Below are 13,921 nucleotides of genomic sequence, written 5' to 3'. Positions count from 1 at the left end.
TCGCTGCTGTGCTTTGGAATCAGATGTGCGGCGGCGCAGTAGGACGACTGGCAACAGAGTTGGCGTATTGAATAGCGCCCTCAATCCGTTGAAGCAATAGGGTGTTGGTAGTGGCTGTAGGCCTGTAGAAGTGCGCGAGATGCAGGGCGTTCAGATCGTAGAAACCTTTCATGAGGCTTTTGGTCAGGTGTGACAGCTTCGCAGGAGGCAGCTTTCCAACAATACGCCAAGGGCCGAGAACGTCATAGTCGAACCGAGTAGGCCGCATCTTCGGGATGACCCAAGTCGCCTTCGCCGCCAAGTTCACTTTGTCCGCCTGCCATAACCAGAAACGATTGGGGTGTCTCATATCGATCAATGCTGGTGCGAATTGACTTCCAACCCCTTCATCAGACCTGATAGTGTAAGTCAAGATCGTCCAAGAAACGACGTCCACCTGTAATACTACAATAAAATGATAGCGTGAATAGCTGCCAGGATTATGCACGGTGCAGCCAGGCACCCAGCAAAGCGTAGCGATTTTATTCATCATAGCTCATTCTATTCAATGCAGGGCTATCTAGGTCGGCGAGACTAAGGTACTGAGTTTGATAACTCTTGAGCTCTAGAGCCACTAATCTGAGAATGCCGGGATAATTATCTAGCCTGCACCATACTTGATCGACACGCCACGGGGCGAAATAACACTCTCGAATAGTGGTGAAGGCTTGTTTACTGCTAATCCAGCCCAAAGCGATTGCACTGAAATAAAGCGCGTAGATCCTTGCCAGGCAAGTGCTTCTGTAGATTTCCAGAAAGAAATCAGCATGAATCCCAAGTCCCATATAAGGATTAGTCCCGCCCCAATTGTGGAGCGCGATATTTGGATACGCATGGTGGTAGGCAGGCATCATCATCGTACGCATTAGAGTAATCATAAACATTTGCACCTTCAGGCCATCACCTGACTTGTGCGCTCGCTTTATCAGCTTTTGGAAATGCTTTTGTGCTTTAAAGGCAAGGCTAAGTGTTAACCTCCCAGCGCTTCGCACATGATCCTGAGTTTCTTTGAATTTTGGGTCATCTAAGTAAGAGACAAGCGCTTGTACCGAGTAATCGTCGTGCTCTATGAAAAGCCTTGTTGAGTCATGAAGTGGGATACCGTGCAGCTCGCACATCGGCTTGGCGAGATAGCACCACTGCACTTTGCTGACCGGAATGCCTACATGCTGAAAAGATTCCATCAAGCATTCCGAGCAGAATGCTCGTCGAAACTGTGTTGGTATGGTGAGTTGACTGAACTCCGGAAATCGCTTAGTCAACCACTCGGGAGATATACCGAAGATCCTCATGAGTGGTTCAATTAACCTATTTTCAGACAATACGTCGCGGTCTGCAAACCCCTCGCCCCAAAGTCCTCGCTCATCTCGCTCCTTAATTTCTCCCTCTGATGAACTGAATCGTTCATGAGATATGAACGGTATAGTTGCGGTCGAATTGACCCTCCACATCCATGAGGAAAGGGTTTCGTCAGGTAAAGGTTGTGGAACGGAATTTTTTTTTGACTTCATGGTATTGCTTCTAAGTGATTAATCAGTGCCAAGTTTCAGCTGAACACACAGCATTCAGCCGCGTGACGAATTTGAGATACCCTTTCCTGCGAGATTGATAAGCATCGCTTACCCTCAGCTTGTCTTTCCTCCTCGCTGACCCGTGGGAATATATTTAGAAGCTCAGCGCAATACACAGACTCACATTCGAAGACGATACGGTCGATTGGCATGTCCGCCTCTGGTGCTCCAAGGCGGGCCATGCAGGAGGGATGAACATTAGTTCGATATTGTCGATTGCAGCATTCGAAGAATGAGTTGATTACGTCCTGCGTACAGGACGCTGGTACAAGCCCGGATACCGGGATGAGCGTTGTGGGTGTACGCTTGATCGCGAAATATTCTCTCAGCAGTTTTTTGCACCTAGTAGAAATAATGACTGTAAAGTAGCCTGGAAACCCAACCAGCTGCGAGAGCTGATCGAAAGCTACCTCATGCATGTTGTTTTGATTGGTAATGATGTCCAGATCATCAAAAACCATGATTTTTCGAGCGCCCTTCCGAAAAGCAATCAGGCTATCCGGAACACGCTTATGGTTACGAAACTCACTGAAAGGAAATATGGCATGCATGACTAGACCGATCATGTTAAGCCGTTCTGAGTAAACACGCGGCCTAACGACAATCACCTGATCATGATATTTCGAAGCGAACGCCTCTAGGATTGAACTAATTCCTGCGCCTGCCTGACCACTTAACATTACAAATTTTGTCTCCTTTGCCTCCGCCATGGAGTCAAGCACGCTGTAAATCTCGGTACGTTCAGGCCAGCAGTACTGGAAGCCATGAAGGCCTTCCAGTACTGCGCGGGCGATCTCACGTCGTTTACGGAGTGACAGATCACATTTCATTTCATGCGTAAGCCTCTTCCTCTTCAGATGGAATCTCTGCACCGCGCAGTGCATAGTTGAAGTTCCCCATGATTTCTTCAATGTTATCAAGGTGACGATGGTTGATGTGCTCAGTACCATCAATAATGCTAGCCATCGCCGATGCCTGCAGGATTTTAACGACGTTATCGGTGATCCCCTGCCCTTTGTTCATGATCTTGAGGAACAGCGCCTGATCTTGGAAATTCGTTTTATTTTTCAATGGCAGGTGGCGGATGTACGTGGACACAAAATTTCTAAACTCTGGGCCATTTTCCCAACCATTGAGAGCCACCACCGGATATCGACGTTCCAGCTGAGGATCCTGCCGCAGTACACGCGCGGCAGCCGGCACGCCGAACGCAAACACTGAAAGCCCGTAGGTAGAACCTGACAGATTTTTCAACAAAGAAAGGTTGATACGCTGCTGGAGTTCGGTCAAAGTCAGTGCATCATGAATTTCGTCAATCACAATCGCACGAATATTTCCTATTCTGATTAAGTATTGAAGTTCAGGGGTGATGTTATGACCTTGCCGCGCCCTTCGACCGACCCCAAGCCCTAGTTCGGTCAGAATCAGATCCTTCAGTGAGTAGCCATTAGGGCTTTGGTGCATGGTTACAAAAATCATCTTGTTTGGGTTTGTAGCGTTTCTAACTTTCATCTCGTTAATCAACGCTGTCTTACCTCCACCTCCAGGGGCTGTCACAAGCATGCTGGGTGCGTTAATTTTGTTACGCATCTTCATTGCCATCTCCATCCGCATGATGATTTTTTCGGCACTAGGATGATGCACCCAAAAATCGTCGGAGCATGTAATCAAGCGAACATCATCAGGCTGATTGAAGTGGATCCGAGATGCGGGGTGTACGTGAGAGTAGTCAATCATTTAGAACCGCTCAGATATGAGCGCATGCATCCCTATCTCTTGCGGGCATTACTCGAGTTCCTAGTCTTCCGCTGCAGTACCTGCTTTCGTAGCCCTGACTAGCGCGACAGGAACCACGAGCAACTCCAAGTCTCCCGATAGCAGATACAGGATCATGCGCACTAGTTTATTTAATAGTTAGATTACGATTTATTGCTGTCGTAAAAAGTTGGAGGTTCATCATAGTCAACATCGTCCGACTTCCTGAAGAAACCCCTGAAGTCAAAGACATTGGATTTGCTTGATCCCTTCCCCTGGTTTTTTGGCTTACCACTAGGTTGCTTTACATTGTTACTACTCATACCGGAGTGAGTATTGGGCGAGCTGTCATCGGCATTAGAACGACCTGGCGCGTTGTCGCCTCCCGCCTTATGACCATGCAGGGCTGCCTGTTTCCTGTAGTCAGCCTTCCCCTTTGTGGCTTTCCGAGTACGTTTTTCCTGGGTAGTTAGCTTCACCTCCTGTTTCATCTGCTTGGTTACTTCACCATACGATTGAGCCCCCTCTTTCGTCATGGTGCCATCCCGGTTTCCCTTCTGCTGGCGCTGCCAGCGGTACATTTCATAATCAGAGCTCCTATTGAAACCATTGCGCACACATCGAATTTTTTCAAAGAGATCTCCAAGCTTTACATATATGAAACTCAAGTCATAAGGATCATATTTAACCGTGAGCTTTTCCCGAACCAACTCCTTCAGTGAGCGCCCGTAGTAGAACCTGCGGAAAATCTCAATTCCACCGGGTACAACCCGCTTATTCGGCACTTCTGGGTAGAACCGGTATTTGAAGTCTTCATGGTCGGAAACATTCAGGATCCGGTTGTGTGGTTTTTTGGCAAAATGGCCCTCCCATGCTTCTGCCGGAGGCTTCCCCAGTTCTGAGTGCTTGGTCTGATGGTAGGCATGTAAGGTGTAGACCAACATTCGGCGCAGCCCGGTTAACCCAATCGCAGCCTTCTTATCGCTCTTCAGATGCTTACCTTGCTGGGCATTTGAGCCTGTAGTGCCTGGCAGCGCGTGCACTGCCCTAAGCATCAGCTTGCCAATCAGACTTTCAATGTGACCTCCTTGGTGCTTGGCGGGGATGTCCCGGTGCTCAACCCTGATGCCAAAATCCTTGGCATTGAGGACGAACACGTCTGAGATGAACTCCTTGGCATTGTCGGTATGGATGACTTCCGGAAGGCCATAGTAGGGAAGCAGGTGTTCCGGGAGTCCAAGGCCTTGCAGGAACGCCGCCTTGGGCAAAACGCAGCTCTCCATCAGCATTGCCACTGAGACAGCGCTCGGCGGAAGGAGTGATACGTAGAACCCCAGTACGACCCGAGTATGCAAATCCACGGCGAGGCTTATGTAGGGCCGTCCGAGAACGATCTTTCGGTCGTCTTCATCAACCACCATCAGGTCTACAACCGTATGGTCGATTTGCACCCACTCTAGCGGCCTTGTAGTGACCTTGTAGCCTGGCTTGGCCCCATACCTTTGCTTGTTCTGGTCTGCTTGATGAGTTAACTGGTGCAGTAGGGACTCATTCTTAGCTTTGATCCATGTCGCAACAGTGTGGTAACTGGGCCTGAGCATTCTTCGGTTATCAGCTTGCGTTTGGCAGTGCTTCCATACCCCGGCCACCGTCTTATACGCAGGGTAATGTTCCTCAAACATTTCCTCGATCAGCTTAAGCGTCTCTGGATCGGTGACCGTGAGCCCTGGCTTTCGCCCGGACTGATCACACACCAACGCCCTGTAGCTCTTAGCGCCCTTCATGTACCTGAGCAGCTTATAAAAGCGAGACTTCTTGACTAGCAAGATCTCCATCGCCACCTCAGCGCTGATCTTGCCGGCCAAGTAGTCAGTGAGAACGTCAAACCGATTGACCGCCTGCTGATGTCGCGCGATCTCGCCCACTTCACTGCCGGCAGTTAAGGCCGCTTCCATGCGGGCTGGGTGGGGGTTGTTGTTGTGTGTCTGTACTTCGTCGTACTTTTCGTCTGAGTTAAGCTCAGTCATTTCTTCATTCCCTGATTTGTGGTCAGACGTAAAGCCTTTGCATGTGCTATTACCGTATCATCGCTCATTCATTACCTCGTCCTGCGAGAATGCAAATGCCTCATGTAGGGATCTTCAAAAAACTAACCCTAGGCCAACCTTCACGACGACCACTTTCGATTTGTTAAAGAGCGGGTTGTATCTGCCCAGCGACTGAGCTGGGCGAAGTAAACCCAAATAGAATTCGATGGTCAAGAGTGTCGATCGGCCATGTCAATATATAAATAAATCACTCTTTCGCTTAGTGCTTTTAATCAGCAGAAACCCTGAAAGCCTCGCCCCACGGGGCCTTCAGGAATTTTTAATATTTATTGTGGCTCGCTAATTTTCAAGCCTTTAAATTAATATTGACTTCCAGTTATAACTTCCAGTTAGCGACATGCCTTCAAACCACGATATTCATATTCCAAAATCTTCTAGATTTTTCGTGAGATTCATAAAGGTGATGTTTTCGAGCGTTGACCGTAGATAGCGAAATTATTTAGAGGTAAATTGCCAAAATATTTATAGATATATTGTCAATTGGTCATCGACAGAGTGGGCGATGCTCTGCTTAATATTAGCAATATTGTATTGAAGGCTTTATGGGTGGGAGTGATGGCAATCGAGTACATCGCTGATGGCAATCGAATGCATCTGAAAGGGGGCGTATACGAGCGTGTTCGAGCAAAGCCACGGGGGAGCATCAGGACTGCGACGAGGTTGCGGTTTTAGAGGTTGCGGTCTCGTCGATAGCGTCCTCGGAGGTTGCGCGAATCGCCCTGGGTTTTGTTGAGGCCATTTCATTTAAGTCAGGCCGCCACGGCCTGATCTGTTTGTTGCTGGTGGAAGTTTGCCTCAGCCTCCGCAGGTGGGATATACCCGATTGGGCTCAGCAGGCGCTGGTGGTTGTACCAGTGCACCCATTTCAACGTCGCCATTTCAACAGCCTCGCGGCTCTTCCATGACTGTCGGTAAATCAGCTCGGCTTTGTACAGCCCGTTGATGGTTTCAGCCAAGGCGTTGTCATAGCTGTCGCCCTTGCTACCCACCGAGGGCTCGATACCGGCCTCTGCCAGCCGCTCGGTGTAGCGGATTGATACGTACTGGCTACCCCTGTCGCTGTGATGAATCAGACCACCCATGCGATGTGGCTGACGCGCATACAGTGCCTGTTCCAAGGCGTCCAGCACGAAGTCGGTCTTCATGCTGGTGCTGACTCGCCAACCGACGATCCGCCGCGCAGACACGTCAATCACAAACGCCACATACAACCAGCCCTGCCAGGTCGATACGTACGTGAAGTCCGACACCCACAGCTGATTTGGGCGGTCGGCATGGAACTGGCGCTGCACGCGATCCAGCGGGCACAGCGCCTTGTCCCCGGCCACTGTTGTGCACACGACCTGACCGCGCCTTATGCCCTGTAACCCAGCCTGGCGCATCAATCGCTCAACCGTGCATCTGGCTGCCTCGATGCCTTCTCGCCGAAGCTGCTTCCAGACCTTCACCGCGCCATAGCACTGCATGTTGGCGTCCCATACGCGCTGGATTTCCAGGATCAATGCGTCATCGCGCCGAGCACGGCAGCATCGCAGTGCCGGGTTGCGCTGCTGTGCCGCATGCCGCCGGTAACCGGACGGGGCGATCTGTAAGACACGGCAGATCGACTCGACCCCAAGACGGTCACGATGCTGATCGACAAATGCCCTTAGAACTTGGTGCGGCGGTCGAGCTCCGCCGGGGCAAAATACGCACTGGCCAGACGCAGAATCTCGTTAGCTTTGCGCAATTCGCGATTCTCTCGTTCCAGGGCCTTGAGACGATCGCGCTCATCGGTGGTCGGCCCAGGACGCTGACCGGCATCGGTCTGCTGGCGACGAATCCAGCCGTGCAGGGTTTGCGCAGCACAGCCAATCTTCGGCGCTATGGCCTCAATGGCCGCCCACTCGGACGGATAGTCGTTCAGGTGCTCCTGAACCATGCGCACGGCACGTACACGGACTTCAGGGGAATAGGTCGTAGTCTTTCTCATGGCCTCATCTTCTCAAGAGTTGAGGCCTCCACGAAACCCGGGGTGATTCAGTAGTGGCACTTATCTGCGGTTAAACTCAATAGACACTCCGTATCCAGTTCTGAGAGCTCACAGGAGCCGACATAAATTTGCACTCAGACTGGAGACGAAATGGCTTACGAAGCCGATCCAGTAGCGCCTGACTGTAGCTGAGCCGCCGCAATAGGTATTGACGTTAGAATTCGTTTGAGTTCAACCCCCAACGCCTCACCTTCTGATTCAGCCCCGATTTGCCAAGCTCCGATCCCATAGTCCGAGTGGTAGGTCGGGCTGGCCAGCAGCGGAACCTCGTCTGCCCTTGGGATAAGAAGCAATGAAGTGTCAGGCTTTATGCCCTTCCAGCGGAGACAATCGTGATAAATGTGCGCTGACTCCATCGCGTCCAGGACGCTGGAGCGGGCGCTGCGATACTTCGCGTCGAAAACCAAGAAGCGCTTCCCCCATGGCGATTCCAAAGTCACAACGATGTCCGGACATCGTTCTCGCGATAAGCTTTGAAAACCGCGGTGCGCAGCTTGATCGATCGCGGGGCATCGGACTTGGTAACACGCCTCAACGGTGATATCAGCCGCTTTTCCCCGCCACAGGATTTCTTTTAAACCCACTGATTGATATTCACGACTCCAAACGAGTTCAGGGAACTGACGTTGCAGCTGTGAGACTACAGTTACAAAGCACCACCGCTCATAGATTTCCCATGTTGGGCTGATCCACAGCGTCTCGTCAGGATCCTTTCCCAACCATCCTGAACGCAACGCGTACCAACCAAACCGATAAGCTCGCGCATATACAGGGTGAGCAGAGATCGCATTCAATCCTGCGGCCGATAGACGTCTGTCAGTCAGGATGGAAAAAGGTCTTGCGCGTTGAAGCCGTTCAAGCTTGCGAGCAAGCGACTCGGTGAACGCGATTCGACGTACGAGCCTTGACGCCAAAGCTGATCGGGTATCGCTGGCCACCTCAGTGGCAGCAGCATGTTGAAGCCCCTTCACCACTTGCCTGCAACGTCTAAGGACATCGAAGAGAACAAGTCCAACGGCCTGATTCGCCGGATTGTCCTCTTCCTCGTAAGATCTGTTGACCTCAAACCGAAAAGTGTTCAAGGCCGGACGCTGAGTGCTACCTGGATGCAAGATTGCCTGCCCCGCTGGCCCTCTCAGTGCCTTACGCACGGATGCAGAGTCCAACCGCTTGACCGTGTGCGCACTCACCGACATGCGATCGCTCTTCAAGGATGTTAACGGACTCTGGGATATCTGCTTGAGCGCGCGCTGCAGCCGATCCCCGTAGCGTCTCAGCCTCGCGTACTGCAGATGCGGGTTGGTTAGTGCTCCATCATGGCCAATTCCAAATTGAGCCTCTTCTGTGCCCAGAACGAGAGCCGGGTCGAAATCAAGAATTGCCTCAATCATGGCAGTGAATTCCTGACCTCCAAGCTTGTTATCGGCAGCTGAGACGTCCAGCCGGAAACTTGCGGCAGTCCGACCCTGGTCATCCAGAAGCTCTGCCGCGACCTCTCCTGCATAAAAGCCTGGCGACCATAACCACGCACACACCCCGTTTTGGTCGACCGTCTCGATCAAGACGTCATCAATGTAGAAGCAAAAACCTTCAAGGGGGGTAAAACGATAAGCCTTCCTCTCCATGAAACCTGGGTTCAACTGATTTGGGTGCAAGTCAAATCGAGCATCCCCCTGCTCTACCTGCAAGATGATCGACATTGTCTACCGCCAGAATCTGGTCGAGCCGGAGTGAGCCAGGTCGTCGGCCATTTCTTTGACCTTGCGCATCGACATTCCCAACCCCGCTTGTTTGAGCGTGGTATGGAGCAATGTGAAGACCTCCTGAAGTCGAGGGCTGTCTTCACCGCGCAACTTGGGGAGTATCTTCGAATAAATGGCATGGTCGAGTGCGCGCGAGAACTCGATGACACCACCCGCCTGTGTTTGCTGCAGATAGCCGATCACGTCGCTGAGCGTGCGCCACCCGAAATGCAGTCGTGCTGGACGAAGCACATCCATGAGTGAGGACATGAGATTTCTGACGATTGAAATATGTTCATCCTCAAGCGAGCTCTTCTGCCAGCCAGGAAATGCTCTGACCTCAATGTCCCAAAATTCGATCACAGATGCTCGATCCAGCACCTTGTCGCTCAATCCATGAGTGGTCTCGTCCATGTTCACAGTGCCGATGATTACGAGGTTGCTCGGATACGGAATACCCGGAGGAACACCATCAATCTCGTCGACTTGACCGTGAAAAATGATTGTTTCGCCGGTCTCCATCGCTGAAAGCAGAGGCGCCAGATATTGTTCCGGATGAGAGAGGTTCATTTCATCAAGAACGAGTGTGTAAGGCTTCGTCGGGTTGGCGCTTGCCTGCAGGAGGAAATCCAGAGCGCCGGTACGCACATACGCGTCTGACTCCAGCGGATTTACGTAACCCAGCAGACTCGTGTAATCGTGCCAGCCTGGCTGGACGGGCACGATCAGCAACCCTTCACTCGGCTCGGGATCGTCCTGCCAAAGACCCAGGGCATAATTGCGGGCAAGTTGTGTTTTTCCCGCACCGCTTAAACCTGTGAGCACGGCGAAATGACGCCTCGGATGCCCCCACAATCCAGCATCAAGTTGTCCGATCAGCTCTTCTGGAAAGCGAAACTCTTGATCAAACCGGGCGATCAGTGCGCCTAGCTTTGGCCTCTCTATCGCGATATCGATCTGTGCTGGGGGTACTTGAGGCAAGGACGGGCTGATGCCTGGAATGCTCGCAAGGCCTTTAGGCTCCCAGTGAATTCGACTAACCCACTGCCTACCTCTTTCGGTGAGGCTGAGCACTTTCTCTTGGATTGTGGCCAGATCAAGGTACCTGAACCAACCAATAATTGCTGACGGGGCAAAGTCAGACGTCCACCCAGGATTCGCCTTTCTGAGTGTAAGGATGGCATCACGGTTAGATAAAGGGGAATCACGCAAAGCTGCTAGCAAGTAATCAAACCCCAGGATGCGGGTGATCATCCAGTCAATGATCTCATCGGGATCACCCGACTCCAGGAATGCCTCGCCACGGGGAGTTAACTGCAGGTTACTTGCGTTGGCACGCAGCACGCCCCATTCGGCGATCAGAGCGTTTAGCTGAGTGCTGCAAGTCGACGTTTTTGATTGAGGGCTAATTGAGTGCAAGTGTTGGATGAAGTCTTCACGTGTGCATCCATCGGTCGCAAAGTCGATCATGCTTTGGATGGTGGCTGTACCTCCGCCAATCGCCAGCAGCCCGCGCCTCCTTCTCTCAGGAGGCAGCGGCTTGAGTACTTCGTCCCCTGTCTCCAGGTCGGATATTTCGGTGGATTCGCCTTCTGGGTTCTGAACATAGTTGACGAAAAGCAGCCAAGGCAGCGTCAAACGTGAGACGCCCTCTCTGGAATAGATGTCAGCAACCTCACCCAGCACGGCAGCTAACCGGTTCAATACGAGGCGGTGCAGATGACGTCTCTGACCGCTGAGAGGAAGCCCTATGGCATGAGCCAGCTCGCGCAGTTTTCGATGATGCGCTATCGATGTGAAAGCGCCTGGGCAAAGCAACGCGAAAACCCGGTACATCTTGAGTCGAGGGTTTCTTTTGGTCAGCCCCGCAACCGCGGAGGCAATTTGAGCCCAAGCGTCAGCAATGAGCATCTCATTCTCAGAAGGATCGCTGGTCTGCGCGTACTTTTGCTTCAGATGCCAGAGGCTCTCTGCGATAGCCGAATCTTCGGCGACCGCAGAAATGTTGATGCGGCCCATGCCAGTTGCCGAAACAGCCTCGGTGTCCCAGAGCTCCAGTTGGAAGTCCTTGCTTAGGAACTCCTCATGGGACACATCTCTGACACGCACCAACCATTTCTGGAATTCGGTAATCCAGCTTTGATTACCCGCCAAGGACATTACCTGCTCCTGGAGGCTAATACACGCAGCCCTCAGCTGTTCGTCATCCTTAAGATCCAGCAAGTCCATTCTCCACAAGCGATATTCATAGATGGCGAGATAATGTCACCGCTGGGGGATTGAAGCCAGATCCGACCTCAGCATTACCAGCTTGGTGGGTTAGCCATTGTCGATCGAGCCAGCCGATGCATCGTCGATTTGCTGACAAATTGCCACTAGACATGATGCTTCAACCTCCGTAGCGTTCTGACGGCATGGGGTTGCTAGACATTTATTATTCAAGGGACGTGTGATGGGCGAATGGTCAAAAAAACTGGGCGAGCGAGGTGAGAACATCACTGAGTCGCTGCTCAACTTGATAGGTTGGAAAGCGGCACGCAAGGGACACGAGTTCGACTGTGTTAAACCTGTCCCTCACAGCACAACCGGCAACCCCAGAAAAACTCATGGCGCCGATTTTGTCTTCAGCTGCCTATCCCCTCTGGAAGACGGCGTCCTTAAGCACCTGGTCATTTCTTCTAAATTCACATCGGGCCCCTACCCGACTTCACCTGGGACAATATTCAAAGACCATTTCTCCGACCTTGCCACGACAGTCGAATGTTTCAATCGCTCGCCATTGAAAAGGTCGGTCAATCAAGGCTATCCCAGCGCGAGTGGTCAGTCGCTCGCAGGCATCCTTTGCTGGTTCAGCGCCGCATCGGACGCAGACGCTGATGTGGTCAGCCAGGTCGCAGGATCGCGGAATCTGGACAGCGCGAATTACGGCACGATCTACGTGATTGATAATCACCGAGCGAACTTCCTGTTCGAGACCATCACATACGCAAGAAATCGCTTCGGTGCGGAAAATGTTCGCTTCCTCTACCCCTCCACTGGGAAAAACGTGAGCCCCATAGAGAGGGTCACCAACGGGACGATACTGCCTCCCGAATACCTCAACAGTGGCTTGATTCCGTTCTTCATCCAGGAGCACGAAAGGAAATCGCTGCTCATCTGCTGCCAAGATCCATTCAGCATCGAAGCGGTAAAACGCATGATCGGATTCTCGATGGATATCGCCATGGAGTTTCCCGACAAGGTGGCCCTCGCGTTCCCTGACTACAACTATGTAGATCATGAGGAGATCGCAGACATCGCAAAGCTGTCGATCGCGAACAAGGAGTTCGCTTCAATCGTCGGATTCGAATCCTATCAAGCAGATTTCAGGGGATGATGCAGTGAGTAATCAAAATATTGACTCTATCCTTCCCCAAGGTGAGGCGCTGCGCACCTATCTGGCTCAGCCTTACATCGGTGCTGGCGATATCAAAACGGTTCTGAAGAGCCGAGGCGTCTTTATCGGCAGCTCAGAGAAAGAGCATTCCATCCCTGCCCTTACCCTGTCACTGATTCGTCCGAGTGAGTTTTCAAAGCTTCAGCTCGCCTACACGACTAAGGAAGACAACCCTAAGATCACCACTCAGACAATCAAGTGGCAAGGTAAGGATACTCTGCTGGATGCCATACCTACCGTCATGGATGTCAACAAGCTGCTGGATCTTGACTTCGTGAACTTCAAGGTTCTGGGAACCCCGGAATTCTATCCAGTCAACAAAGACCTCGACATGATCCGGATGGACTACCTGCTGGAGCGGATTGACCGCTCCAAAAGCTGGGCTGACTCGCATAAACATTTCAAAGGCTCCATCGAGATCAAGAAAAACAAGGCTCAGGACGAGCTCATCCTTATTTCCACACACACTGCGCCAGAAACACGGACAACCAACAAAGCGATGTCGAAGCATCTGATTTCACATTTCAAATCGATCAAGCAGATCAGCGAAAGTGAGCAGGCGACATCGATCCGTTTTTGCGATTTCACCAACCAAAACAGGTTCAGCTATCTCTTAGGGCTCACACAGCACAGTAGGTTGACCGCCCTGTCATTTGTAGAGGTCGTCGATATCGGGATCTCGCCCGATCCAGACATCCTCCTCCCGGCAGCCTTGGACTGGATGAAGGAAAAGATTCGAAATCTGGACTTGAAGGGCTTCAGCCTTGAGCACTCTGATTTTCTTTCAGATGTGTCTTATCGCCCGAGCCTTTTCCTGCACAGGATCGATGCAAAATTCCGATTCAGCACGTCGGGCCTGGATGGTGACTGCGTCATTTCGCTGAGCTTCCCAGAGTTTTCTGCGGGCCAGAAAAAAGACAGTGAGATTGAGCTGAGAATCAAGCAGATCAGCTTTGACAACACAGGGCGGTCTATCGACAAGAACGACGCCAAGGAAACGATTCTGAAGGAGTTGGAATCCGAGAAGATTGAGACCTTCAAAACCCTGTCGATCCCTGCTAGCGGCGCGGTAGCCCCTTAGTTTCGATTGCTTGGCACGTATCGTAGGCTGCATCATCGAAAGCGGAAGGCAGTGGTGATGCTATCAGCAAGGTCTGTCAGACAGATACCTACCACTGAGGGGATTTGAGCCGGACTAGAGGGGCCCCTTCTGTCATCGTCTAGCATTTCGTCCCGGG

At 51.8% G+C, this 13,921-nt stretch carries 10 protein-coding genes and 1 other annotated feature; of the genes, 2 read left to right on the top strand and 8 right to left on the bottom strand.

The features are described 5' to 3' along the window. Positions 1-19 precede the first annotated feature (19 nt). The 8 genes from AA0Z93_RS18855 to AA0Z93_RS18820 all read right to left on the bottom strand — a co-directional run bounded on the left by AA0Z93_RS18855 (position 20) and on the right by AA0Z93_RS18820 (position 11,407). On the bottom strand, positions 20-532 hold the full coding sequence (locus AA0Z93_RS18855; RefSeq protein WP_413047450.1) for a hypothetical protein: 513 nt from the start codon (positions 530-532) through the stop codon (positions 20-22). Further along, positions 522-1,223 (bottom strand): hypothetical protein, encoded by a 702-nt coding sequence (locus AA0Z93_RS18850; protein ID WP_413047451.1) that lies wholly within the window; start codon positions 1,221-1,223, stop codon positions 522-524. Before AA0Z93_RS18850 ends, AA0Z93_RS18855 begins: the two co-directional genes overlap by 11 nt. Positions 1,224-1,585: 362 nt before the next feature. After that, positions 1,586-2,440, bottom strand: coding sequence for a hypothetical protein (locus AA0Z93_RS18845; RefSeq protein ID WP_313739318.1), 855 nt, complete (start codon positions 2,438-2,440; stop codon positions 1,586-1,588). A 1-nt stretch (position 2,441) separates the two neighbouring features. After that, the gene (locus AA0Z93_RS18840; protein WP_413047452.1) at positions 2,442-3,347 is read right to left on the bottom strand and encodes a TniB family NTP-binding protein; all 906 of its coding nucleotides are present in this window, start codon (positions 3,345-3,347) and stop codon (positions 2,442-2,444) included. Between the two features lie 182 nt (positions 3,348-3,529). Then, complete coding sequence (locus AA0Z93_RS18835; protein WP_413047453.1) at positions 3,530-5,392, bottom strand: transposase; 1,863 nt, start codon at positions 5,390-5,392, stop codon at positions 3,530-3,532. Between the two features lie 830 nt (positions 5,393-6,222). Further along, a protein-coding gene (locus AA0Z93_RS18830) for an IS3 family transposase (RefSeq protein WP_413047454.1) occupies positions 6,223-7,445 on the bottom strand; the annotation gives its coding sequence in 2 pieces (ribosomal slippage) (positions 6,223-7,160 and positions 7,160-7,445; 1,224 coding nt in all). Next, positions 7,051-7,167 (bottom strand) — a sequence feature (AL1L pseudoknot). Its footprint overlaps the gene before it by 117 nt. A gap of 155 nt (positions 7,446-7,600) precedes the next feature. Then, positions 7,601-9,205 (bottom strand): DUF2357 domain-containing protein, encoded by a 1,605-nt coding sequence (locus AA0Z93_RS18825; RefSeq protein WP_413047455.1) that lies wholly within the window; start codon positions 9,203-9,205, stop codon positions 7,601-7,603. A 3-nt stretch (positions 9,206-9,208) separates the two neighbouring features. Next, complete coding sequence (locus AA0Z93_RS18820; protein WP_413047456.1) at positions 9,209-11,407, bottom strand: McrB family protein; 2,199 nt, start codon at positions 11,405-11,407, stop codon at positions 9,209-9,211. Positions 11,408-11,699: 292 nt separating this feature from the next. Here AA0Z93_RS18820 and AA0Z93_RS18815 point away from each other — a divergent pair, with 292 nt between their 5' ends. Continuing rightward, positions 11,700-12,623, top strand: a complete 924-nt coding sequence (locus tag AA0Z93_RS18815) for a hypothetical protein (protein ID WP_150294605.1) — start codon at positions 11,700-11,702, stop codon at positions 12,621-12,623. Between the two features lie 4 nt (positions 12,624-12,627). Beyond that, on the top strand, positions 12,628-13,764 hold the full coding sequence (locus AA0Z93_RS18810; protein ID WP_122250714.1) for a hypothetical protein: 1,137 nt from the start codon (positions 12,628-12,630) through the stop codon (positions 13,762-13,764). Positions 13,765-13,921: the final 157 nt, after the last annotated feature.

This window comes from Pseudomonas phoenicis, from assembly GCF_047302395.1.
Lineage (GTDB): Bacteria > Pseudomonadota > Gammaproteobacteria > Pseudomonadales > Pseudomonadaceae > Aquipseudomonas.
This window is presented reverse-complemented; position numbering and strand designations above follow the sequence as displayed.